The sequence below is a fragment of the Asticcacaulis aquaticus genome (assembly GCF_028550415.1).
GTDB classification, from domain to species: Bacteria; Pseudomonadota; Alphaproteobacteria; order Caulobacterales; family Caulobacteraceae; genus Asticcacaulis; species Asticcacaulis aquaticus.
The window spans coordinates 66340-92645 of sequence record NZ_JAQQKX010000006.1 but is presented as its reverse complement, the minus strand read 5'-3'; the positions used below and the strand labels follow the sequence as shown (position 1 = coordinate 92645).

At 61.2% G+C, this 26306-nt stretch carries 14 protein-coding genes; 6 read left to right on the top strand and 8 right to left on the bottom strand.

The features are described from left to right. Positions 1-32 precede the first annotated feature (32 nt). From PQU92_RS09165 to PQU92_RS09155, 3 genes are all read left to right on the top strand, one after another. Positions 33-947, top strand: coding sequence for a dihydrodipicolinate synthase family protein (locus tag PQU92_RS09165; RefSeq protein WP_272747914.1), 915 nt, complete (start codon positions 33-35; stop codon positions 945-947). Between the two features lie 107 nt (positions 948-1054). Next, the gene (locus PQU92_RS09160) at positions 1055-2074 is read left to right on the top strand and encodes a 4-hydroxyproline epimerase (RefSeq protein WP_272747913.1); all 1020 of its coding nucleotides are present in this window, start codon (positions 1055-1057) and stop codon (positions 2072-2074) included. Positions 2075-2216: 142 nt separating this feature from the next. Then, positions 2217-2867: a GntR family transcriptional regulator gene (locus PQU92_RS09155; protein ID WP_272747912.1), complete on the top strand. Its 651-nt coding sequence runs from the start codon at positions 2217-2219 to the stop codon at positions 2865-2867. A gap of 62 nt (positions 2868-2929) precedes the next feature. Here PQU92_RS09155 and PQU92_RS09150 read toward each other — a convergent pair whose 3' ends face one another. The 6 genes from PQU92_RS09150 to PQU92_RS09125 all read right to left on the bottom strand — a co-directional run bounded on the left by PQU92_RS09150 (position 2930) and on the right by PQU92_RS09125 (position 15318). Further along, complete coding sequence (locus tag PQU92_RS09150) at positions 2930-4339, bottom strand: APC family permease (protein WP_272747911.1); 1410 nt, start codon at positions 4337-4339, stop codon at positions 2930-2932. Between the two features lie 140 nt (positions 4340-4479). Next, entirely contained in the window at positions 4480-7233 is a 2754-nt protein-coding gene (locus PQU92_RS09145) for a DUF5695 domain-containing protein (RefSeq protein WP_272747910.1), read from the bottom strand. Positions 7234-7539: 306 nt separating this feature from the next. Next, a complete protein-coding gene (locus tag PQU92_RS09140) occupies positions 7540-9534 on the bottom strand; it encodes a glycoside hydrolase family 97 protein (protein WP_272747909.1) in 1995 nt (664 codons plus the stop codon). An 11-nt stretch (positions 9535-9545) separates the two neighbouring features. Beyond that, positions 9546-11816 (bottom strand): S9 family peptidase, encoded by a 2271-nt coding sequence (locus tag PQU92_RS09135; RefSeq protein ID WP_272747908.1) that lies wholly within the window; start codon positions 11814-11816, stop codon positions 9546-9548. A gap of 73 nt (positions 11817-11889) precedes the next feature. Beyond that, positions 11890-12402, bottom strand: a complete 513-nt coding sequence (locus tag PQU92_RS09130; RefSeq protein ID WP_272747907.1) for a hypothetical protein — start codon at positions 12400-12402, stop codon at positions 11890-11892. Positions 12403-12570: 168 nt separating this feature from the next. Then, positions 12571-15318, bottom strand: coding sequence for a TonB-dependent receptor (locus PQU92_RS09125; RefSeq protein ID WP_272747906.1), 2748 nt, complete (start codon positions 15316-15318; stop codon positions 12571-12573). Positions 15319-15665: 347 nt separating this feature from the next. Between PQU92_RS09125 and PQU92_RS09120 the strand changes: the two genes are divergently transcribed. Together PQU92_RS09120 and PQU92_RS09115 are read left to right on the top strand one after the other, a co-directional pair. Then, on the top strand, positions 15666-18032 hold the full coding sequence (locus PQU92_RS09120; RefSeq protein ID WP_272747905.1) for a glycoside hydrolase family 127 protein: 2367 nt from the start codon (positions 15666-15668) through the stop codon (positions 18030-18032). An 8-nt stretch (positions 18033-18040) separates the two neighbouring features. Then, positions 18041-19870 carry an Svx/AvrXca family virulence/avirulence protein gene (locus PQU92_RS09115; protein ID WP_272747904.1) on the top strand — a complete coding sequence of 610 codons (1830 nt, stop codon included), beginning with the start codon at positions 18041-18043 and terminating at the stop codon, positions 19868-19870. 129 nt (positions 19871-19999) lie between these two features. On the opposite strand, the gene PQU92_RS09110 is transcribed toward PQU92_RS09115, so the two are convergent. Continuing rightward, positions 20000-20863 (bottom strand): dienelactone hydrolase family protein, encoded by an 864-nt coding sequence (locus PQU92_RS09110; protein WP_272747903.1) that lies wholly within the window; start codon positions 20861-20863, stop codon positions 20000-20002. 204 nt (positions 20864-21067) lie between these two features. On the opposite strand from PQU92_RS09110, the gene PQU92_RS09105 reads away from it, so the two are divergent. Then, complete coding sequence (locus PQU92_RS09105; RefSeq protein ID WP_272747902.1) at positions 21068-24442, top strand: trifunctional glycoside hydrolase family 18/polysaccharide deacetylase/glycosyltransferase family 2 protein; 3375 nt, start codon at positions 21068-21070, stop codon at positions 24440-24442. Here the strand turns inward: PQU92_RS09105 and PQU92_RS09100 are convergent. Continuing rightward, a complete protein-coding gene (locus PQU92_RS09100) occupies positions 24439-26253 on the bottom strand; it encodes a monovalent cation:proton antiporter-2 (CPA2) family protein (RefSeq protein WP_272747901.1) in 1815 nt (604 codons plus the stop codon). The genes PQU92_RS09105 and PQU92_RS09100 overlap by 4 nt on opposite strands. Between the last annotated feature and the right edge of the window lie 53 nt (positions 26254-26306).

Below are 26306 nucleotides of genomic sequence, written 5' to 3'. Positions count from 1 at the left end.
CAGTTTCCGGGCGGCGCTTTAGGAGCTTTGATATGAAAATCGACTGGCAAGGTGTGTTTCCGGCCGTTACCACGCAATTCAAACCCGACCTTTCCATCGATTACGCCGACTCGCAACGGGTCGTGGACGATCTGATCAAGGACGGTGTTACCGGCATTATCGCGCTGGGCACCTGCGGCGAAAATAACTCCCTCGAAGCCGATGAAAAGCGCAAGCTGCTGACCGCCATCGTCGAAGTCGTCGCCGGTCGCGTACCGGTCGTCGTCGGTACGTCGGAACTGACCACCCCGCGCGCCATCGCCTTCGCGCAGGACGCTGAAAAAATCGGTGCCACGGGTCTGATGCTGTTGCCCGCCATGGTTTATGTGCCGAAAACCGAAGAGCTGGTTGCGCACTTCACGCAGGTCGCCGACGCCACGTCGCTGCCGATCATGCTCTACAACAACCCGACCGCCTACCGCGTCAATATCGGTAACGATGCCCTCGAAGCTCTGCGCCCGGTGAAAAACATCGTCGCCGTCAAGGAGTCCGCCGCCGACACCCGCCGCTTTACCGACGTCTATAATGCCTTCGGCGACCGCTACTCGATCTTCGCCGGTCTCGACGATGTCGCCTATGAAGGCCTGCTGCTCGGCGCCCAGGGCTGGGTGTCGGGCCTGACCTCGGCCTTCCCGCACGAATCCGTCATGCTGGTCAAGGCGCTGAAAGCCGGCGATCTGAAGACGGCGCTGGAAATCTATCGCTGGTTCCTGCCGCTGCTGCACCTCGACGCCGAGCACGACCTCGTTCAGTCGATCAAGCTGGCCGAACAGATCATGGGCCGTGGTTCCGAACGCGTCCGTATGCCGCGCCTGCCGCTGACCGGCGAACGCCGGGCTCAGGTGACGAAAATGGTCGAAGAGGCCGCCGCCTCGCGCCCCAGCCTTAGCATCAACAAGGCTGCCTAAAGGTAATGGGGGCGTAACGCCCCCATACCCCCTTACTTTTCACTTTCCTGATCCTGCACGGCAAAGTATTTGCGGCTTTGCCGCTTCTCTTTATCTGTGAGTGTCTTATGCGTCATACCTTTTTCTGCATCGACGGTCACACAGCGGGCAACCCCGTCAGACTCGTTGCGGGCGGTGCGCCACTGCTGGCCGGATCGAACATGTCCGAGCGACGGCAGGATTTCCTCAACCGCTTCGACTGGATCAGGACCGGCCTGTGCTATGAGCCGCGCGGCCACGACATGATGTCGGGGGGCTTTCTCTATCCGCCGACACAGCCCGATACCGATGCCGGGATTCTGTTTATCGAGACCTCCGGCTGCCTGCCCATGTGCGGCCACGGCACCATCGGTATGGTCACCTTCGCGCTGGAAAACGGACTGATCATCCCGCGCACGCCCGGCAAGCTGAAACTGGAAGTGCCGGCGGGTGTGATTAATATCGACTACCAGACAAACGGCGCGAAGGTCACGGCGGTGAAGATCACCAATGTCCCCGCCTATCTGGCAAAAACGGGCATCGAGATCGACGTGCCGGACTTTGGGCACCTGACGCTCGACGTGTCCTACGGCGGCAATTACTACGCCATTATCGAGCCGACCGCAGACGGCCCCTATACCGGGCTCGACGCGCTCGGTGCGGCACGCATTGTCGAATTGTCGCGCAAAATCAGATCACTGGTGCAGGAAGCTTATGTACCCGTGCACCCGCTCGATCCCACCATTCGCGGCGTCAGCCACGTTCTGTGGGCCGACGTACCCAAAAACGCCGAAGGGGAAGCCAACCCCGCGCATGGCCGTAACGCCGTCTTTTACGGTGAACGCGCCATCGACCGGTCGCCCTGCGGCACCGGCACCTCGGCGCGACTGGCGCACCTGCACGCCACGGGCCGCCTCGCGGTGGGCGAGCCCTTCGTCCATCAGAGCTATATCTGTTCGCGCTTTACCGGTGTGGTGACCAAAGAGGTCGATCTGAACGGTCAGGCGGCCATTATTCCATCCATCGAAGGCTCGGCCATCTCGACCGGTTTCAATACGATCTGGATCGATCGCGAAGATCAGTTCTGGGAAGGTTTTCAGGTTCTCTGACCTTATTCGACCTATGAGTGATTTTGTATCGGGAGAGACAACATAGACTTGCCAGACTCAGGGAATAGCGGGTAGTGTGGTATACTTTATATAAACGAACGTGGGTATAAACTCACCTTTCCTCCCCTAAGGTTTCGGCTTCATGGCCATTATTGTTCAAACCCTCTCCGAACAGATATTTACGCTGGTCCGTGACCAGATTATTTCCGGCAAGATCCCTATCAATGAATCCATCCGTCAGGATGCGCTGGCCGCCGAACTGGGCGTCAGCAAGATACCTCTGCGCGAGGCGCTGGCGCGACTGGAGCAGGACGGGCTGCTGCTCAACCTCAAGAACCGCGGCTATTTCGTCCGTCCGCTGAACTCCGACGAGGTCGAGGAAATCTACGCCCTGCGTCTCAAGATCGAGCCCGATGCCGTGGCGCAGGCCTCTCTGGTCGCCACCGATGCCGATCGCCGCGTCGCCAAAGACGCCTTGCTGGCGCTGGACGCCGCCGCCCACTCGGACAAAGGTGAGGTCGGCAAGCTCAATCGCGCCTTCCACATGGCCCTGGTGCGGCCCCTGAACCGTCAGGTGACCATCCAGATCATCGAGCGCCTGCACATCATTTCCGAACGCTATGTCGGCAAGCACCTGGAGCCCGCCGGTCGCGACGACCGCGCCCACAAGGAACATACCGAGATGTACGAGGTATGGGCCGCCGGCAAGGCGCAGCAGGCTTCGGCCATGATGCACGATCACATCGCCTCGACCCTCTACGACCTCAGGGCACAGTTCGCCGATCAGGGCTGAACCACACGGCAAAGACCATGAAAAAGGGCCGGAGGGCCCTTTTGTTTTGCAGGTTCGGGGCGTTACGCCCCTTCCTTTTTCAGGCGGCTGTTCCAGCGACCATAGGAGAAATAGACCACCAGACCGATGGCCATCCAGATAAAGGTGAAGACCTGGCTTTTAACCGGCAGGCTGTAGAAGATGAAGCCGCACCCTAAAATCGTCGCGACACCCACCAGAATGTAAGCAGGCACCTTGAAGGTGCGTGGCAGGTCGGGGAAGCGACGGCGCAGGATGATCATCGACAAAGCTACCGCTATGAACGCGATCAGGGTTCCGGCGTTCGACAGGGCCGCGATTTCATCAAGCGGTACGAAACCCGCAAAAACGGCCACGAAAACGCCGGTAACCAACGTAATCAAGGCGGGTGAGCCTTTCTTGTTTACCTTGGACACGACTTTCGGCAGCAGACCATCGCGGGCCATGACGAAGAAGATACGGCTTTGGCCATACATCATGACCAGAATGACCGACGGCAGGGCAACGATCGCCGCTAAACCGACCAGCGTGGCCATCAGGGGATAACCAACTTCTCGCAGCACATGTGGCAAGGCCTCACCCGAAAAGGCGAACTTATGGAAGTCGACCGCGCCGATAGCCGAACCCGCCACCAGCATGTAGATAAGCGTCGAAACAGCCATCGAACCCAAAATACCGATAGTCAGGTCGCGACCGGGATTCTTGGCTTCTTCCGCCGAAGTGGATACAGCGTCGAAACCGAAGAAGGCAAAGAAGACAATGGCCGTCGCGGCCATAATTCCGTATTTCTTGCCCTCCATTTCCTGAGCCAGAAAACCATAAGGCGCAAACGGATCGTAATTACCTGCCTGTACGTGCGGCAGAGTCAGAAAGACGAAAGCCCCCAGCGCAACGATCTTGATGATAACCAACAAGATGTTGAGTGTGGCACTTTCGCGCGCTCCAATGAGCAACAGCCCCATCACGCCAAGCGACACCAGAACCGCAGGCAGGTTCACCAATCCTCCGGCATGGGGCGCATGCATCAGTATATCGGGTAACTGAAGACCCAGCCCATCGTGCAGCCAGCCAAAAAGATGTGCCGACCAGCTTACCGCAACGGTCGAGCAGGCCAGAGAATATTCGAGGATCAGCGCCCAGCCGACAATCCAGCCTGCAACTTCCCCGATGGCCGAATAGGTGTAGGTATAGGCCGAACCCGCCGTTGGGATCAGGGTGGACATTTCGGTGTAGCACAACGCCGCGCAGGCGCAGACGAGGCCACAGAGGGCGAAGGAAACGAGTACGCCTGGCCCGGCCAGACCCGCGCCCGTCCCAGTCAGCGAATAAATCCCTGTGCCGATGATGCCGCCGATCCCCAGCGCCATAAGGTGCGGCCAACTCAGCGTCTTGGCGAGCGCCTTGCCATCCTCTTCCGCCCTGACGAGCGGCTTAAGTGGTCCGAAAAGTCCCATGATTAGTCCCCTTGGTAATGTGTGGTCAGTACGGTGTGAATTGGTCCTGCTGTCAATCACCCGTCACGATATTGTCGCAAAAGATACAAGTTTTACGGCGTAAAAAAACCACGCCGTGGTGAGCGGCGTGGTTTTGATATTTAAGCGGGCAGAAGGTTCAGCGTCACCGGGGCGGCGCCCAGCGTCACCGCGTAGGCCCCCAGTTCAACCGGCGCCTTGGCGCTGTAAGCCTTCGCGCCCTTGACGGTCGCTTCCGCCGTCACATAGGCCTTGGGCGTATGGGCGTCAGCCGCATCGAAGGTCACGCTGACCTTGCCGGTGGCCGTATCGTAGGCGACGGCGGCGATCTTACCGGCATCGAGCGTGATCCACAGACCGGCGGGCGCGATGAACACCCGGCGGCGGGCGCTGTCCTTCGGCGTGAAGGTGACGACCGAACCCGTCGTCTTCACGATGCCGCCAAAGCCTGTCCAGCCGAAGGTCGGGTGTTTGACTAGGTACGACGCCGACGACACCGCGTGGCCGAAGAAGCTCATGCCGTAGTCGCCATTGATGGCGTCCCACTTCATGGCGTCGGGGAAGGAGTGGAAGGCCGCCGAGGCGAAGCCCTCTTCGTCGATATTGGTCAGCGAGCCCATCAAACCGCCATAGGCGACGCGCAGCATATAGAGATCGTCCGGCGCGGCGCGGTAGGCGTCGAACAAAGGCACGGCGTTGAGCGAGGAGCCGTAATGGTGCAACTGACGCTCGATGCGCGACTGCTTGCCGGCATAGAGGAAGTCCCAGAACCGTCGCGCCGAGCCGTTATAGCCCCAGTGCGGAATGGCCGGATCATAGGCCATGATGACTTCGCGGGTCACATCGGCCTGTGCCTGATGGCCGAAATAGCGCATCCACATATAGACCTCGGCCTGACCGGTCGAATCCCACGGCATTTCCGAGCCGAACGGATATTTCAGCGTCTTCCAGTGATCGACGCGGCCTTTCATCAGGGACTCGACCTCGGACGCCAGCGTATCCATCTTCTCGCGCTTCAGGTCCTGAAGGATATAGACGAAGACATCGCCTTCCATCTGACCGAACTGCGTATAGTACGGCGCCTTGGTCATCATGGCCTTGGTCGTTTCCGCCGCGCGGGTCAGATAGGTCTGCCACGTCTCGCCCGTCGCCATGCCGGTGTGGTAGCGGTTGACGCGGTAGAGCGTCCACCACGCCGCCGCCGGGTGCGGGTAGTTGTAAGAGCGCCCCAGATCGGCGGCGTGCTTGCGATCCCAGGCCGACCATACCTTCCAGTTGAGGCTCTCGTCATAGGTGCCCTTGGGCATGCCCTCGGGGTCGTAGAACATGACCGACTTGCGCACGCCGTATTTGTCGGGACCTTCCGCGGTCTGGATCTTGCCCCATAGGGTGCTGTTGGCGAAGCGTTCGAATTTCGCCACTTCTTCGGCGTTCGGATTGTCGAGTTGCTTCATGATCGCCGCCAGCCACGCCCCAGCCCCGCCCTCGTCGCTCAGGCCCGAGACCCAGACGCGGTTGTCCTGAAGCACCAGCTTGTTGGTTTCCCGGTCATAGATCATGATCGACGGCGAACGCCCAAAGGCGTCGTTCGGGTTCTCGTACCACTGCTTGGTGGTCAGGAACTCACCCATCTTCGCCACGGCCAGATCCTGCGGCTGGGTGACCTTGTAGTGGATCGTCTGCTGCGTGCCGTCGGCATAGGTGACGTCGAGGCGCGCGCGGCCCAGAACCTTGCCCGCGACCGTGTATTTGAGCCAGCCGCCCTTGACCGTGCCCGCAGGCGTGACCTCAAGCGCCCCCGCCGGACGCACGGCGATGTCCTTGACGGCCTTCGGCGCATGCAGGAACAGGTCGGCGGGCAGGTCCGTCGGCACCACATAGCCCGGCAGGCCCACGGCCACGGGACGGTTATGTTTGATAAGCGTCGGTTCGATCTCGCGGATCGTCGGCGACAGAACGAACTTCACCGCCACCGTGGTCGACGCGCCCGGCTTTATGAACAGCGAGGTCGGCGTGTTCCACTGCTCGATGCCCTTCCATTCCGTGTCGGCGAAGCCCTTGGCATTGGTCATCCAGTTATAGAAGCCTTCGAACGTCATGTTGCGCGGTTCGATATCGGTGTAGATCTTCGGCGTCTTGTCTTCGTTGCGGCCATTGAGGATCGGCTTGTACAGCTCGAACTTCGCCGTGTCGGTCTCCGGCAGGACCAGCAGCGACGGCCCCTGCCCGTTCAGGCGGTTGACCTGAAGATAGCCGGCATTCAGGCCGACATAGGGGTCGTAGAAGGAGGCGACGTCGTGCGCTTCTTCGAGATGACGGCCCGTGATGATGTTGTCGAAGACCATGGCGATGCCGAGGCCGCCGACCTCGATCGTTTTGGCGGTCGGGTTGCTCAGGGTGAATTTCAGCACCAGCTTACCGCCGACCACCGCCCAGGTCCGTACGACCTTCAGCGGCAGGTTGCCAAGGCTGGGGGTAATATCCGCCGCCGCCAGCGCCCCCTTGGGTTTCGGCAATGCCTTGACCTTGACGCGCTTGAAGGCCGTCGAATGGTCGCTCCATGCCTCTTCACCTTCAGAGCGGACGCGCAGGTCGAGATCGCCCAGACGATAGCAGCCATCACCGAGGCGCTGGGTGAACTTGTTCGACGGCGCGAAATCGAAGCCGCCGCCGACGCCCTTGGGGGCCAACGAGACGAGGGTCTGCGAGGTTTCCTGAAGCGAGACCATGAAGTCCGGCGTTTCGAACAACAGGGTCTGAGCGTCCGGGCTGTTCCACAGGTTCTCGGCGCGCGCCACGGCGGGCGCGACAAAGGCCGACGCCAGAGCGATCAGGCTGGTTCGGCGGGACAGCGTCGACGCGGCGGAAAAGGTCATGGCGGGTCTTTCTAAGTCGTTTAAAGTTTAACGCGCATTTGAATCCAAAAACCGCTGTACACTTTTTGGAATGCGCTCTGAAAAGAAGCGCCCGTCGGGAAGATTCCACACGACGGACGCTTGAAGTCTCGCGCGCGGGACGACACCCGGCCTAAGGAAGCAAAACCGATCACCCCGACGCGCTTGGTACGCACAGATCGGACACGACATTCCCGGAGAGGCCCGTCACATCCGATCTGTGAAATTTAAACCATCACCCGATGGCGTCGTCAAATATAAAATATACGATTTTGCAATATATCTGATTTATTTACGATTTTTGTTCGCATCAATGATCGCGACCGCCCCGCCTGACGGCGCGATCACCAGTTTCATCGTTGAGGCCTTCGTCACCTCGGCGTCCGATTTTGTGAGGGTCGAGACCGTGGCCCCGTCCTGCCATAGGCGGACCTTGAAAGCGCCATCACCAAGGAAACTCAGCGGCACCTCGATCGTGCGGCCCTGTTCATTGGTCATGGCCCCGATGAACCAGCGATCGCCCTTGCGGCGGGCGGTGACGATATATTGTCCGATATCGCCCAGCAGGACGCGCGTCTCGTCCCACGTCGTCGGCACGGCCTGAATGACCTCGACGCCGTCTTCCCAATGGCCATCAGGCTTCTTGTAGGCCTGAGGCGCATCGGAGACCATGACCAGCGGACTGTCGTAGACGATATACATGGCGACGGCCTGCCCGCGCGTCGTCTGGGTCAGGGGACGGTTTTCGTGGATCGCGAAGGTCTCCGGCGTGCGGTGGGCAAAGCCGCCGGGCGTATAGTCGATCGGCCCCAGAATCATCCGCGTAAAGGGCAAGGTAACGTTGTGCGTGGCGGTGATCCGCGTCGTCCACTTGTTGTACTCGGCCCCCAGCACGCCTTCCTGCGTCACGTAGTTGGGGTAGGTCCGCACCAAACCGTTCGGCGCATAAGCCCCGTGCAGGTCGACCAGCAACTTGTGGTCGGCGGCCTTCGACAGCACCTTGTGGAAATAGTCGACCATGTCCTGATCGGAACGGTCCATGAAGTCTATCTTGACCCCGGCGATACCCCATTTTTCATAGGCGGCAAAGGCGGCGTCCATCTGCCAGTCCAGTTGCTCCCATTGCAGCCAGATCATCACGCGCACACCGCGGTCTTTGGCGTACTTGATGATCGCCGGCATATCGACGGCGGCGATGGGTTTGGTCACATCCGAGCCCGGCTTAGGACGCGTCGAGGAACCGACGTACCAGCCTTCGTCGATCAGGATGTAATCGAGCCCCATCTCTTTGGCGAAATCGACATAGGCCTTGTAGGTCTCGGTATTGATACCCGGATTGGCGACCGGCGCATTGAATCCGTTCCACCAGTCCCAGGCACTCTTGCCGCCCTTGATCCAGCTTGTGTCCTTGATCTTCGACGGTGCGCCCAGCGTGGCGATCAGATTCGATTCGACCAGATCGCGCGCGCTGTCGCCAATCATCACCACACGCCACGGCGTCTTGAATTCGGTGCCGGTCTGACTGATCTTCGCCACATAGGGCTTGATCGAGTCGCTGTCGAGCCGTGGCGGCAGTTTAACTGCCACGCCCAAACCATTGTCACCCTTACGATTATAGTAGGTCGCCGGATAGTGCTCGACATCGGATTCGGCCAGAGCAAACACCGTCTCGCCTTCGCCCGTCTTGCACACCAGCGGCGAGTCGTAGAGGCTGTGGTCGCGGATCATCGAGGCCTTGACCGCGTCGAACTCGCCTTCGTGGGCGTTGTGATATTTGCCGAGATTCAGCCCCCAGCAGTCGTAGTCCTTCGGGAACGAAAACTCGGTCTTTTCACCGTAGATACCGAAGCTCTGGAAATCCCCTTGGTTCGGCACGACGTACCGCAGGGCCACACCATTGTCATAGGCGCGCACGACGATACCTAAGCGCCGCTCACCGCCCGTTTCCTTGAAGGTGAGTGCGGTTTCCGTATAGACGTCCGGCGCGCTCTTCGCCTTGCCCAGCACAATGGCATAGGTCTCGTTGACCTGACGCACCTTGACGTCGGCGATCTCAAAACCCTTCGCGCCGAAGCCCGCCACATCCGTGCGCAAGCCAAGCTCCGACGTCGCGATAACCGGCTTGCCTTCGAAGGTCACCGCGTATTTGGGCAGGCCCGCAGACGCCTTGTCCAGCGTGATCGCCACGCGACCGTCCGGCGATGCCGTCGTCCACACCTCGGCCTGAGTGGCTCCGGCCAGCAGCACTGACGACGCGGCAATCGTTTTAAAAAACAGAGTCATATGGCAAGTTTCTAAGGTTTGACGTCGATCAGGTTGGTGACGAAATAGCCGGTCAGCTTGTCCCAGTAATAGGGCTGAAAGACCGCATGATTTGTATTGGGCAGGATGACCAGTTCGTGTGGCTTGCCCGCCTTGATCAGGGCTTCCGACAGGCGCAGCGAAGCCGCCACGGGCACGTTGTCGTCGATATCGCCGTGGATCAGCATCAGCTTGCCTTTGAGGTTTTTGGCCACGGAAATATTGGAGTTGCGCTCCCACGTCGCATCATCCGCTATGCCCATCGACACTTCCGGCCACCACGCCTTGTCGAGCCTGAGATCGTGATTGCCCGACGAAGCCACCCCGACCTTGTAAAAGTCGGGCCGCCGCAGAAGAAACCGCGCCGTATCGTAGCCGCCCGCCGAACCGCCATAGACGCCGACGCGGTTAAGATCGAAATAGGGGTACTTCGCTTTCATCGCCTTGAGGACGTGGATGTGATCGTCCAGCCCGACTTCGCCGAGGTTCTGATAGGCCGGTAAGCGGAATACCTTGCCGCGTTGCGACGTGCCGCGCCCATCGATGGTCACCACGATAGCGCCGTACTGCGCCAGGGCATTGGTCGAGGCGACGACATTGTCCTCATAGGACTCCCCAAAGCGGTGCGTCGTCGGACCGGTATAGACGTTTTCGATCACCGCATAGGACTTCGACGGATCGAAGTTGGCCGGGCGATAGATCATGCCGTAAAGCTTGGTCTTGCCGTCATCGGCCAAAGTTTCGAACGGCTCCGGCGGCGTGAATCCCGTGGCCAGCAAGACCGACGGATCGGCGCGGCCCAGTTCGGCAACGATGGCGCCGTCGACCGCCCGGCGCAGGACGGTTTTCGTCGGCACGGTCGGCGACGACATACGGTCGATGATCCACTGCCCGTCGTCGGAGACCTTGACCTCGTGGTCCAGAGGCTCCGGCGTCAGATGGCTGATTTTCCCGTCCAGCGTCACGCGGTACAGGCTCTTGAAATACGGATTGACGCCCGCCTCGCGCCCGATGCCGGTGATCAGGATGACCCCGTCCTTGGCGACGTGGTTGATCTCGGTGACCTCCCACGCGCCCTTGGTCAGGGCCTTGCCGCCATTGGGGTCTTCGCCGCGCTTGATGAAGTAAAGCTGCGCCCAGTTGCTGCGTTCGGAAATGACCAGATAGCCGCCCAGTTCCGGCGCGTTGCGGATGCCGCTCGATGTCACCGTGACCAGTGGCTTCAGGGCCTCACGCACGCGCAGATCGGCCTTACCCGTCACCGGATCGACTTCGTAGAGCGTGATTTCGCCATAGCCGCGCGCCTGCCATTCGTAGATGACCTTGCCCGACTCGTCCCAGTAGATCGGCGGATCGCCCGGCCACAGCAGCGACAGAGAGGGCACATCGAGCAGCTTGACCGGCGACAGCCCGCCCTTCCCCGCTGCGGCCACATCAATGACCAGCGGATGGATCTGCGGCACGTCCTTCGCCCCGGCGGTGGGGTAGACGTAGGAAAATTCGCGCGGGAACTGACTGCCCGGCGGGTTCTGCTGCACGGCGTGCCAGATATAACTGCCGTTGCGGTCCATGCGGTAGGTGACAAGCTTCTGCGAATCCGCCGACCACTGCGCGGCGATGCGCGCATCCGGCGTCTCGGAATTGGCCGCCGCCATGGCCCCCAGCAGCGGATAGTTCTGCCCGTAGCGCCGGTCGTAGCTGCCGTCGGTGGTCAGAGCCGTCTCACGTCCCGTCGCCACATCGACCAGCCACAGATTGTAGTTGCGCGCGATGATCTTCGACTTGCCGTCCGGCGACATCAGCCCATCGTCCTTCGCCGGCGGGATAACCGGCTTCAGCGCCCCCGCCTCATAGAGCCATTCGCGGCCGTTGACGGCGAGCTTAAGCACCTTTTTGTCGGCGTCGTAATCGAGCGGACGCACATCCGCGACACCCTCGATTTTCACGCCCTGCGCCGTCAGCATCGGCGTCAGAGTGGCTTCGGTAACGATATCGGTCAGCGTGCCGGTGGCGGAATCGGCATGGACGATGCGCCCTGCGCCCTTCGCGCCCAGACGATATATCACGCCCTTGCCCCCGCCCGTAAACCGCGCCCGGATATCGAGGTCGGTGATCAGCGCCCCCACCTTACCCGGCAGGTACATGTCGGCCTTTACCGCGCGCGGATCGGGCGCCGTCACAGAGGCCTGAGCCAAGACCTGCGTCACCGGCCCCATAGACAGGGTCGACAGGCAGACAGCGAGGAAAATCGGTTTCAAAGCCATAACAGGTACTTCTCTCATACACGTGACCCGGCGACCTGAGCCGCCGGGCGTAAACTTAAAGGTGCGTGCCGCCTTAGTCTTCGGTGATCACCGTAACCGTCAGCGTACCGGCATTGTCGGCGAAAATATCGTCGTTCAATCCGAACTGGAGTTTTTTAGCGCGCGCCGGGACGGTTACGGTAAAGGCCTCTCCTACGGCAAAAGGCCGTGCCACCAGCGCCCCTTTGTCATCGACGAACACGCCGACCAGTTCATTCAGATGCACCGGATAGCTGGACGGATCGATAAAGCGCGCCGGAAACAACGTGCCCGACCCACCGGGCTGCTCCGTCGCGACGAAATCGGCCTGCCCCGCCGGTCCGAAAAAAGCCCCGCCGGGAATAGTCGAGGTCGTGCCGGTCGCCGTAATGCGGATCGACGCCCCCGGCACGATTTTCAGGCCCTTGACCTCAACCGGCTTGGTGCCGTCATTGCGCCCGAACGGAATGTTGGGATTGGCCTTAAGGCTCCATGGCATGGCCGTACCGGGCACGTTCAGAACGACGGTCTCCGCCAAAGCCGCCCCGGCCAGGCCTCCCAAAATCACGCTTAAACCCATCACTTTTGCCAGCATTGGATTACCCCTGAAAAACACCTGCGCATGGTCCTCCGATCTCATCACAAAGTCAAATACTTTATACGATATACTTTGCGTTATGAAAAAGGCCCCAACCGCGAACGGCTGAGGCCTTTCCTTCTATCTTAACAACGTCTCTTAGTAGCGGAAACGCGCACTCAACTGGATCGTACGAGCCGCCACCCGAACACCGGCGGGAATGATATTATTCGCCCCGTAATAGGTGTTTGTATTGTTTTCCGTCAGGTTCGTACCTTCCAGCGACAGCGTCATATATTTCACCGGCGTCCAGTTGATGGCCGCGTCGAGACGCTCCGTTGGCTGGTAATAGGTGCTGTAACCGAGGGCCGAATAGCCGTCGAGATTGGCGCGCCACTTGTCGCGATAGTTATAGGCGACACGCGCGCTCAGCTTCGGTGTGTCATAGTAAAGCGCAAAGTTATAGGTCGTTTTCGAGTTGTTCGGCGCGTCGAAGATACCCGGGATCGTGTCGATCTGCGCCTGGGTGATCGGCTCACCGTTATAGTACTCGAAAAGTATCTCGGCCTTGTTGTTATAGGTCACATTGGCCTGAGCACCGAAATTGCTCCACGGCTTCGGCAGGAAGTCGAAGAAGCCCTGCGCGTTGAGTTCAATACCCTGGAACATACCACCGGCGGCATTGACCGGGCGGCTGATGCGATAACGCGAGCCATTGTAATCTTCGAAGGTATAGCCCCAGATGATGAAGCCATCCGGTTCCTTTTGGTAGATGGCTGCCGACAGGATACCCCCGCGGCCGAAATAGTATTCCAGCGACGCATCATAGCTGGTTTCCTTGTTCGGGCGCAGGTTCGGGTTGCCACCGTAACCACAGTTACAGCCAAGGGTATCGTAGAAGACGAAGGTGCTGGTATCCGAGAAGTTCGGGCGCTGGATATTGACGCCGTAAGCGAGACGCAGCTGCAGTTTCGGCGTGAAGTGGATCACCGCATTGGCATTAGGCATGACATCTGTACCCTCGCCTTCCTGATACACCTCGAAGGGCGTTTCCATGTAGACGCCGTTCACCAGCATATTGCGACGGCTCATGGTCGTGCTGTTACCTGCGGTGGTCACAGAGCGTACACCGACGATACCGTCGACCGGAATAGCGCCGACATTGAACCCATAGGTAATCTGGGCATAGATGGCCGACGTCTTTTCATTGGATTCGAAGCTGCCGAGCAGTTGTTCAGTATCGACCACCTTGTCGTCCCAGTCGCCCGATCCTCCATGGTAGGAGCGCTGGGTGAACAGGTACTGCCGGAAAGCATCGTAGTTTTGCAGCAGGCTGTTGCGTGAAATGCGATACCAGCTCGGCAGGCCCGAACCGCCCGCTTCGCTCTGAACCAGTTCGTAGGTGCTGCCACCCGGAACGCTGGTGAGGGCTACCGGTGTATTGAACCCAGCGTAGCGGTAACCATAGGCGCGGCCCAGATCGCGGTCGGTATGACGAACGCCCAGTTGCAGGGTGCGGAAGAACTTGTCATCGCTGAGACGATGCGTGACATCGAGCGCAAAGACCGTTTCCTTGCTGCTTTCGAAACCCTTGCCGTCTTCGAATTCCTTGAGCGTGTAGTTGCTTATGTTCGACGGGCTGGCACCGAGATATTCCACGAACGGACCACCGCCGGGAATCTTGTTCGACACCATATCGATGGTAAAGCCGGTCAACCCTTTGAGACGCAGGGTCTGGGTCATCCACTGGTTATTGAACGAATTTTCATCACGATAGGCCGTGAAATTGACGTTGGTCTTTTCGTTGTGCCAGTGCGCTTCGAAGTTGACGCGATTGTTTTCGGCCACATTGAAGTCGTCGCGCGACGTCGGACCGACGGGCAGGATATCGCCATCCGTCGTGTTCGGGTCCGTCACGGTCATGCCGATGATCGTCTTGCCGTCGGCGGCGTAGCGGATGTTCGACAAAACGCCCGGGCTGTCCTTGATGCGGGTGTTGAGCGCACTATAGGCACGGTTTTCGCGTGATTTGAACGACGAGGCTTCGAGCACGACATCCAGCTGATCATTGATGCGCCACTGATAGGACGCGTTTAGCGACGGACGGCGAACCTTACCACTTTCGACGCCGTACTGTGCACGATAGATGGAGATATTGTTCGCGGCCTTCTGAGCATCGGTCGCGCCGGGCACGCTGGTCCACTGGGTGCCGCAACACCAGAACGATGCCGGGGTTTCGCTCTGAACATATTGTTCGTTATAGTTATTTTCCTGATAGGACAGGTTAACCAGGAAGCCCATCTCGCCATAGGGCGTGTCGAAACGCTTGGCGATCAGGGCGCTGCCGTAAGGGCTTTCGGTATCGCCGATGCTGCCATAGACGTTGCGGACGCTGCCCGCGAGGGTCCAGCCCTTTTTCAGGTCGAGCGGACGGCGAAGATCGACGTTCACCGTACCGGCGATCCCGCCTTCGACCTGATCGGCGGTGCGGGTCTTATAGACCTGAACCGATTTCAGCAGTTCGGCCGGAATGTCGTTCAGCGAGGCCGCGCGACCGACACCGGCATTGTTCGGGCTTCCGTTCAGGGTCGTCTGAACGTCGCTCATGCCGCGGATCATCAGGCTTTCGCCTTCGCCACGGGCGCGCGTGATCTGAACACCGGTGACGTGCGCCAGAGCTTCGACCACATTGTTGTCCGGCAGCTTGCCGACGTCTTCGGCATCGATGGCGTCGACGATCTGCGCGGACTTGCGCTTCTTGTCCACGGCCGACTGCAGGCTTTTGCGCAGGCCTTTGACGACGACGACGGTTTCTTCGTCGTCGGCTTCCGCCGCAGGCGCCGTGGTCGTCTGAGCGAACACCGGCGTGCAGTGCATGATGACCGCCAACCCCGTAGCGGCCAGCATAAAGGTTTTCTTTTTACTGACGTTTAGCATCTTGATCCCTCGACAATGTGGCGCCCCGTCCCCTGACTGTGCGCTCGTCTGAGGGTAAGAAGGACACGAAAAACGTCGGTAGTCAAAATATTTTATACGATATACGACCAATAAATGTCATTTTTATTAACAGGACAAAATCTGTTGTCACGATGTCACACCATATCGAGAGGTCTCAAGGCGTAAAATTATCCTGCGATATTAATGTGTATATAGGGCGCTTTCGTTTTCGGTTTATCGCAAGGTCATAAGTCGGACATAAACGACTTGCCCCTTCATTTGTATATGGTATACCAATAAACAAACGGAGGCATGACATGACCGGCTCGACTCACACCACGCGGCGCGACCTCATGACCGGTACAGCGGCCTTAGGGCTGCTGGCGGCGATTCCCGCCACGGCAGCAGCAAGACCCGGCCTGCGCTCGCTACCGCTGTCGGATGTGCGCCTTCTGCCCTCGCCGTTCAAAACGGCGGTCGATGTCAATGAGCGGTACCTCCTCAGCGTCGATCCGGACCGCCTGCTGCACAATTTCCGCAAGGGCGCGGGCCTGAAGCCCAGAGCCGAGATGTACGGCGGCTGGGAGCGCGACACCATCGCCGGACACAGCCTGGGCCATTATCTGTCGGCCATTTCGCTTATGCACGCTCAGACGGGCAATGTCGTGCTGAAGCAACGCGCCGCCTATATCATCGACGAACTGGCCCTGATTCAGGGCGCTCAGGGCGACGGCTATGTCGCGGGCTTCACGCGCAAGCGCAAGGACGGCACGGTCGTCGACGGCAAGGAAATCTTCCCGGAAATCATGGTGGGCGATATCCGCTCGGCCGGCTTCGACCTCAACGGCTGCTGGGTGCCGCTCTATAACTGGCACAAGCTCTATAGCGGCCTGTTCGACGCCCAGACCTTCTGCGGTCACGACAAGGGCCTGACCGTCGCTGTCGGGCTTGGCGTCTATATCGACAAGGTTTTCCGCGCCCTGAACGACGAGCAGGTGCAGAAGGTGCTGGATTGTGAATTCGGCGGGCTGAACGACTCGTTCGCCGAGCTTTACCGCCGCACGCAGAACCCGCGCTGGCTGGCTCTGGCCAACCGTCTGCACCACAAGCGCATCATCGATCCGCTGATGGCGGGCGAGGACAAGCTGGCCAACAATCACGCCAATACGCAGGTGCCCAAGCTTCTGGGCGAAGCGACCCTATACGAGGTCACCGGCCAGCCGGAACACCAGAAAGCCGCCAGCTTCTTCTGGGAGCGCGTCGTCAACCACCATTCCTACGTCATCGGCGGCAATGCCGACCGCGAATATTTCTTCGCGCCGGATACGATCTCCAAGCACATTACCGAAGCGACCTGCGAGCATTGCAACACCTATAATATGCTCAAGCTGACGCGGCACCTGTACGGCTGGAACCCGGACGCGCGCTATTTCGACTATTTCGAGCGCGCCCACTTCAATCACGTCCTGGCACAGCAAAACCCGAAGACCGGGATGTTCAGCTATATGACACCGCTGTTTACCGGGGCCGCGCGTGGCTTCTCCGATCCGGTCGACAACTGGACCTGCTGCCACGGCTCGGGGATGGAAAGCCACGCCAAGCACGGCGAGTCGATCTTCTGGGAGACGACGGACACCCTGTTCGTCAATCTGTACATCCCGGCGACCGCGAAATGGGCGTCAAAAGGCGCGCAAATCCGCCTCGATACCGGCTATCCCTATGACGGCGATATCCACCTGTCGATCCCGGCCCTGCGTCGTCCGACGGCCTTCAAGCTGGCCCTGCGCGTCCCGGCGTGGGCAAAGACCGCCGATCTCAGCCTCAATGGCAAGCCGGTCAAGGGCACGCGCAACGGCGGTTATCTGATCATCGAGCGCGTCTGGAGCGCGGGCGACAAGGTCAAACTCCGCCTGCCGCTCGACCTGCGTTTTGAAGCGACCAGCGATAATGCGCAGGTTGGTGCCCTGCTGCACGGGCCGCTGGTGCTGGCCGCCGATCTCGGTTCGGTCGAGATGCCCTATACGGGCACCGAACCGGCGCTGGTCGGCGACGACCTGCTGGCGACGTTCAAACCGGTGGCGCCGGACAAGGCTCATTACCGCACGCAGGGCTCCGGTCGTCCCGGCGACATGGATTTCGTGCCGTTTTACAGCCAGTATGAACGCCGTAGCGGCGTCTATTTCAAGAAATTCACCCAGACTCAGTGGACAACCGAAGAAGCCGCCTTCCTCGCCGAACAGGAACGTCAGCGCGATCTGGCGGCGCGCTCGGTGGATGTCATGTACCTCGGTGAGATGCAGCCCGAACGCGACCACAATCTCGAATCGGACGTCTCGTGGCCGGGCACCTATCGCGGGCGCAACGGGCGCGACGCGCGTCAGGGCGGCTTCATGCAATTCACGATGAAGGTGCGCCACGACGACGGCAAAGACCCGGGTCCGCTGAAACTTCAGGCGACCTACTGGGGCGACGACAAACGATCCTACGACATCCTGATCGACGGGCAAAAGGCCGTCAGCGTCTCGCATCCGAACGCGCCTAAACCGGGCGAGTTCTTCGACGAGACCTACGACATCCCCGAAGCGCTCACCAGGGGCAAATCGACGGTCCTCGTCCGCCTGCAACCGACCAACAACCGCTCCACCGGCATGGTCTTCGGCCTGCGCCTGTTCACTGCTCAATAGGATTCCCGATGCGCGCTTTGATTTCCACGGCGGCCCTGCTGACCGCCCTCGCCGTCTCGTCCGCTGCAAATGCTCAAGAGGGCAACGCGCGCGAAGCCTGCAAGAGCGGCACCTATACCGTGGTGTCCGGCACGCCCGAAGAAGCCCCGGTGCAATATGAGACCGAGCACTACGCCTTCCGCTGGAAAGAAGGCGCGGTCAACAAGGCCGACGCGGTGTCGGCGGGCGAAAAGCTTGAATATATATGGAAATTCTACATGCAGGGGACCGAATTCGCCGTCCCCTACTGCGACACCGATAAGAAGCACAAGGCCAATATCAATCTCGACCCGACCTTCGCCCTGTCCGGCGGCCCGACGGGCGAGCGCGATATGGGGATGTGGATTCACCCTCTGTCGCTGAAAGACAACTGGGGGCTGGCGCATGAATTCGCCCACGGGCTTCAGGGGGCGTCGCGCGGCTTCCGCGATTCGATCTATTCGGGCTGGCTGTGGGAAAACCACGCCAACTGGATCACGCATCAGTTGCCGTTCTTCCGCGACAACGTCCATTGCTCGGAGATGCTAGTCAACTTCCCGCACCTCTATTACGGCTCGACGCGCGACCGTTACTGTAGCTGGCAGTTCCTCGAATATCTGAAGAACGAGTACGGCTATGCCGCCGTCAACGACCTGTGGTCCAAGGCGCTGAAACCCGGTCAGGCGGGTTACGAGCAGGAAGATCCGTTCGTGGTGCTGATGCGTACTCAGGGCTGGAGCGTGGCCGACCTGAACGACGTCTTCGGTAACTGGGCCCTGCATAACGTCAACTGGGACTATATCAACCCGGACGGTGCGGATCAGGGCGTCGTATATCGCGAAAAGTACGGGTCTTATGATCAGCGCGACGGGCAGCGCGTCCTGCGCGTGACGCAGCTCGATCCGATCGATGCCAAGAAGCGTCAGTTCGCCGTACCGTTCGATTGGGCGCCACAGCGCTGGGGCTACAATATCGTGAAACTGATCCCCGATGCGGGCGCGAAAAAGGTCACGGTGACGTTCCGTGGCGTGGTGCAGGCGAAGCCCGCCAACGCCCTGCCCGGCCTTACTGATGAACCGAAGGCCGTCGCCGATCCCGGTTCGAACTGGCGCTGGGGCGTGGTCGCCATCGGGGCCAACGGCAAATCGCGCATTAGCCCGGTGGTCGATGGCGCGGACGGCGACATGATCTTCCCCGTCAGGGCCGACGATAAGGCGCTCTATCTGGTCGTCATGGGCGCGCCGGACATATACCAGAAGATCCAGTGGGATCAGCCGTGGCATTCGGTCTATCGCTATCCGTGGATGGCATCGTTTGATGGGGCCATGCCCGAAGGCTATCAGGCCGGTGCGCCTGCCCCTTCAGCCAAAGGCCACAAGCATAAGAATGGCGGCGGCTGGGTCGCCGACGGCGCGCAGGTGGACGACACCGTCTATGTCGGGCCTCAGGCCCGCGTTCTGGGTGGCAAGGTGACGGGTCGCGCCCGCATCGAGGACCACGCCCTGATCCTCAGCGGCGAAGTATCGGGCGACGCCGTGGTCGGCGGATTGAGCATCATTTCCAATGGCGTCACGGTCAAGGACAAGGCCGTCGTCCGCACCAGCTTTATGGGCATCGGCATGTTCGAGCCGAAGGCGACCATCGGCGGCACGGCGAAGCTTTACGGCGATGTTGAACTGCGCGGCGGCCCGACCCTAAGCAAGGGTGCCTATTCCGGCTTCGTCGATCAGGCGTCGCAGGACGATCCGAAAAAGGGTGCGGACCTGACGGATATACCGTCAGGCATTACCGCACACCCCGACTATGTCTGGCGACCGTGATATAAGGTTCAACATATCGGACAGACGTAAAGATCCGCGAAAGCGACCAGAAGGCTTTCCAAACAACCAACTGCTGGTAACCCACAAAGCTCACCGGCTTTTTACGGCTATTCCAATCAATAATTGAAACTAAAGCGCGCGTTTATAGAGCGCCAGCAGATTGGCCCAGGCTTTTTCAGCGGCGGCCTCGTTGTAAACCTGACTGGTGCGAACGGTCCAGCCGTGATCGGCGCCTTCGAACACCTCGACCGTGGCCGGTCGCGCGGCTGCGGCAAAGGCCGTCTTCAGGCGCGCCTTGGCCCCCGGATCTTTTGCGTCGTCATTAGCGGCGATTTCAATCAGGTACTCGGCCTTGGTTTGCGGAATAAGCAGATGCGGGCTCGACGGCTGATCGGTGGCCAGACCGCCCCCGTGGAACGACGCGACGGCGCCGATCCTATCAGGTACGGCGGCGGCGGTCCGGAAGGCGAGCGGGCCGCCCATGCAATAACCCTGAACACCCGCCTTGCGCTTCGTGTCGGTAACGGCCTGCGCATCAAGGAAAGCAAGGAAGGCTGCCGCGTCGCGCAAGGTCCCTTCCGGCGTGATACTGGCGCGCAGCGGGGTGAGCTTTTCGCGGTCGGCGGGGGTGGCGAAGTTGAACGTGCCCTCGACCACGGGCGATTTGCGCACCCGATAATAGGGGTTCGGCACCAGCACGACATAGCCTTCGGCCGCCAGCCGTCGCCCCATGTCTTCGAACACCGGGCGCAGGCCCATCACGTCGGTCCAGATCAGAACGGCGGGCCATTTGCCCTTCGCCGCCGGATGAAACAGGACCGCATCGGCTTCGCCGTCCGGCGTCTTTATCGTGACCGCCGTATCGGTCACCGCCGCGGCGGCATGGACGCTGGCGGAAGCGAGGGTCAGCCCGCCCGCCGCCGCAAGCCCGAACGCGCGACGCGACAGACGCGGATCATGGACCAGTCCCTGGTGGATGTCGTCATCGCACATGTGGCGCTCCCTTTTCTGACGGTGAGCCCATGTTACACCCTCAATCGTCCGGTTCAATGGGGTTCCTATCGGCAGATATATAAAGCCGCAATAAGGCTCATCGTCGCGCCCCTTGCGAACGGAAGCGCTCTGTACCATGGTGCGCCCGCCGAGTCGGCCTCCGCCGCCCGGCCGTAGCGATCTATAGCGTACACAGGCAGGCCCATGCAGCCACCCGTCTTCTTCGATCCCACGGGACGACGCAGCAAGATTACCCTGGCGGGCGTCATCGCCCTGTCGGCAGTCTCCGCCCTTCTGTTTCTGGGGCTGATCCTCTCCATTCTTTTTGTCCCGGTGCCCAGAGCGATGGACCTGCACATGGTCTATCCGCATCCGATAAAGGCGCGCAGCGACCTGCCGCACAATCGCCGCGGTCATGCCCTGCACGTCCCGCGAGGCCTGCCCGCTCAGACGCAGCAGATCAGCGCCTTCTACGTGCCGTGGGACGACGGCAGCCGCGCCGCCTTCCGTGACCACGTCGCCGACATGAATCTGGTCGTGGCGGCGCTCGCCACGGTATCGGGGCCGGACCACCGGTTTCAGTATCAGCCCGATCCGCAGTTTCACGCCATCCTGGCCGCCGCCAAACCCGCGCCCCGTCTCTATACGCTGGTTCAGAACGCTCAGGCCGGGGGTTTCGAGCGGGAAAACACCGCCCGGCTGCTGAAAGACGCGGCCCGGCGCACGCGGCTGCTCGATCAGGTCGAAGCCATGCTGCGTCACGAAGGCTCGGCGGGCGTCGTCTTCGATTTCGAAAACCTGCCGCCGGAAAGCCTGCCCGACTATCTGAGCTTTCTGAAAGTCGCCCGGGCGCGGCTGGGGGCGGCCGGGTTCACCGTGACCCTGACCGCGCCGGTCGACGATCCGGACTGGGACCTCAGGGCCTTCGCGGCGGCGACCGATCAGATTTTCCTCATGGTCTATGACCAGCATTCGATGATCGACCCGCCCGGCCCGATCGCGGCTCAGGACTGGTTCAACGACAAGGTCACCTATGCCCTGAAACAGGTGCCCGCCGCAAAGGCCATTATCGCCATCGGCAGCTATGCCTACGACTGGTCGAAGGTCGGAACCGTTCCCCTGAGCGTCGGCGATGCCTGGCTTATCGCGCACGATTCCGGCACCGTGCCCGCCTTCGACGACGGCAGCGCCAACAGCCATTTCAGCTATAGCGAAGACGGAATTGCGCACGACGTCTGGATGCTCGACGCGGTGAGCGCCTGGAACCAGCTCCTCACCGCCCGGGCGTCAAGGGCCGCCGGTGTCGCCCTGTGGCGGCTGGGCAGCGAAGACCCGGGGGTATGGGCCGCCCTGCACACCTATCACGGCACCTCTCTGCCGGATTTGACGGTGCTGAAGCCCGGCGGCAGCGTCGATGTCGAAGGCGCCGGTGAAATCCTGCGTATCGAGGACGTCCCGGCCCTGGGGCGACGCGCCGTGACCTTCGATCATGACCGCGTGGCACAGTCTCAGCGTTACGACCGCCTGCCGACGCCCTATGTCGTCCGGCGCACGGGCTACAAACCCGGCCTCATTGCCCTGACCTTCGACGACGGCCCCGACCGGCAGTGGACGCCGAAGATTCTCGATATCCTCAAGGCCGAAAAGGTGCCTGCCACCTTTTTCGTCGTCGGCGAAAACGCCCTCGATCATCCTTTCCTGCTCAAGCGGATGGTTCGCGAAGGCCACGAACTCGGCAACCATACCTATACCCACCCCAATCTGGCCGAAATCTCCGGCGACTGGGCGCGGCTGGAGCTCAACTCGACGCAACGCGTCGTGGAGGCCTATACGGGCCGCTCTCTGCGCTGGGTCCGGGCGCCCTATTTCGGCGATGCGGAGCCCACCACCGACAACGAACTGGGCCCTGCCCTGATGGCACAGCGCATGGGCTATACCAGCGTCGGCCTGCATGTCGACTCGCAGGACTGGCAAAGACCGGGGGTTGACCGGATCGTCCGGAATGTACTGGACGGCGTGGCCGCCGGAGCGCGCAGCGCAACCTCCGAAGCCTGTCGCGACGACGTGAACGCCTGCCATTCGGGCCAGATCGTCCTGCTGCACGATTCCGGCGGCGACCGCGCCCAGACGCTCGCCGCCCTGCCCCGTCTCATCGAAACCCTGAAGGCGCAGGGTTATCGTTTCACGACGGTCGGCGGTCTGGCCGGACTGCCCGAAAGCGAAGTCATGCCGCGCCTGACGGGGAGCGACCTCGCGCAGGTTCGCTTCGATGTCGGCCTGTTCATGCTGGTCGCGTGGCTGGGGACAGCCCTGAAATGGCTGTTCATCATCGCCATCGTGCTGGGGGTGGCGCGCGCCATTATCCTGAGCGTCATGGCCATCTGGGCGGACTATAGCGGCCATATGAACCCGCCCCCCGAAGACGCCGACGGTCATCTGGCCGAATGGGTCCGATCCCGCCGGGTCAGCGTCATTATCCCCGCCTATAACGAAGCCCGCGTGATCGAGGCCTCCGTGCGCCGCGTCCTGACCAGCGTCGAGGTCGATCTGGAGGTGGTAGTGGTCGACGACGGCTCTATGGATGACACCAGCGCCATCGTCGCCCGCGCCTTTGCCGACGAGCCGCGCGTCACCCTGATCACTCAGGCCAATGCCGGCAAGGCCGCCGCCGTCAATACCGGCATTGCCCGGGCGCGCGGCGAAATCATCATCGCACTGGATGCCGATACGCAGTTCGAGCCGGAGACCATCGCCCGTCTGGTGCGCTGGTTCATCCGGCCCGAGATCGGGGCCGTCGCCGGAAACGCCAAGGTGGGCAACCGCTTCAACTTCGTCACCCGCTGGCAGGCGGTAGAATATGTCACGGCGCAGAACCTCGAACGCTCGGCCCTGGCCACGTTCGGGGCCATGATGGTCGTGCCCGGCGCGGTCGGCGCGTGGCGGCGCACGGCGCTCGACGCCGTCGGCGGCTATCCGCACGACACCCTGGCCGAGGATCAGGACCTGACCATCGCCGTGCAGCGGCGCGGCTGGCAGGTCGCCTACGATCAGGACGCCGTCGCCTGGACCGAAGCTCCGGAAAGCTTCGCGGCCCTGATCAAGCAACGCTACCGCTGGGCCTTCGGGACGCTGCAATGCCTGTGGAAACACCGCGCCATCGTGAAAACCGGTCAGCCGCGCGGCCTTGCTCGCATCGGCCTGCCGCAGGCCTGGGCGTTCCAGATCGGCTTTTCGGTCGTCTCGCCCCTGATCGATCTGGCGCTTGTCCTTAGCCTGATCGACATGGTCTGGCAGGTCAGCCAGCACGGCCTGCAGCAATATGGCGGCAATCTCGAACGTATGCTGATCTATTGGGTGGTGTTCGTCGTGATTGATGCCCTGTGCGGCGCCATCGCCTATGCGCTGGAGCCGCGTGAACAACGCTATCCGGTGTTATGGCTGCTGTCGCAACGCTTCGTCTATCGCCAGATCATGTACTATGTCGTGCTGAAAGCTCTCGCCTCGGCCCTGCGCGGCATGGCCGTCGGCTGGGGCAAGCTCGAACGCAGCGGCCGGGTGACCGGTAACGCGCAAAACTAAGGCTGCGCCGGGTCTTCCGCCGCGTCGTCGGTCAGGATACGCGACAACTCCTTCTGCGACAGGCGCGAGAAATTGACCAGATCCGGCTCGCTGTCGAAGAAGGCGAAGGACTTGCGCAGCGTCACGATATCGTGGGCCAGAAACTGCTTGGCCTTGCGCTCGATCGTCGCCTTGGGATAGCCCATAGAGATCATGGCTTCACGCGCCAGAGCCAGCGACGAGTCGAGCGTTTCGCGGTGGTAGTAGTCGACCCCGGCGCGATCCAGCTCATAGGCGTGACGACGGTTGCGCGCCCGGGCATAGAGCTTGAGCTTCGGGAAATGCTCGCGGGCGTGATGGACGATCTGCACGGCACCGTCGGCATCATCGATGGCGATAATCAGCATCTGGGCGCTCTCCGCACCCGCCGAACGCAGCACGTCCAGCCGTGTGGCGTCGCCGAAATAGCCCTTGGTGCCGAACTTTTGCAGCAGTTCGATCTGGTCCGGATTCTTTTCGAGGATCGTCACCTTGACGCCCTGCGAGACGAGGAAACGCCCGACGATCTGACCGAAGCGGCCGAACCCGGCGATGATGACGCTGTTGCGTTCCTCAATGGTGTCCGGATCGCGTTCGGGCAGGACCGACATGAATTTTGGCACGATGAAGCGGTTGAACAGCTCAAGGCAGATCGGCGTCACCCCGATGGAAATGGCCACCACCAGCGTCAGGAAACGCCGCGTATCGGGCTCCAGCAGCCCCAGTTGCCCCGATAGCTGGAACAGGACGAACGCAAATTCGCCCCCTTGCGCCAGAGACAAGGCCAGCCCCATGCCGACCAGCCCCCTGAGGTCGAAACGCAGGGCGACGACCCAGATGATCAGGGCCTTGATCGCCATCAGTCCCGCGACGGCGGCCAGCAATTGCAGCGGCTGGGTGAGCAGGCGATCGACATCCATGCCCATCCCGACCGAGATGAAGAACAGACCGAGCAACAGACCCTTGAACGGCTGAATGTCGGTCTCGATGGTGGTTTTATAGGGCGAGTTGGCCAGAACCACGCCACCCAGAAACGCGCCCAGCGCCGGAGACACCCCGACCAGCTGCATCAGGATCGTCACCCCGACCACCAGCCCGAGCGACGTCGCCGTGAACACTTCGCGCAGATTGGTGCGGGCGATCCGCGGCAGGAAATAGCGCGACAGCAACTGCCCCCCCGCGACCACCAGCAGGATCGTGGCGATCCCCGCCATGGCCTGCGCCCAGACCGGCAGATCGGCGACCAGACTGGTGCCGTGCGCCGACGCGCCATGCCCCCCCGCCGCCAGAAGCGGGATAATGATCAGGATGGGAATGACGGCGATGTCCTGAAACAGCAGGACCGAGAACGAGGCCTCGCCGACCTGGGTGCGCATCAGGTTGCGCTCCTCAAGCATCTGCAGCACCAGCGCGGTCGACGACATCGACAGCGCCATGCCGATGGCCAGAGACGTCTGCCAGTTCAGACCGAAGGCCATGGCCGCCAGCGTCAGGGCGGCAGACGACAGCACGACCTGCAGACCACCGAGACCGACGATCGTCTTGCGCAGGCGCCACAGCAGTGCCGGTTCCAGTTCCAGCCCGATGAGGAACATCATCATCACCACACCGAATTCGGCGAAGTGCATGGTCGAGGTGACCCGGTCGATGAACCCCAAACCCGACGGGCCGATAAGAATACCGGCGACCAGATAGCCCAGCACGGCCCCCAGCTTGAACCGCGCCGCCAGCGGCACGACCAGACAGGCCGCCGCCAGAAACACGAATACGTTCAGTAACAAGCCGGTATCCATGTCGTGCCTCCTGCAATCCGTTTCAGGATATGTGCGTTCGGGCGCGCTTCACA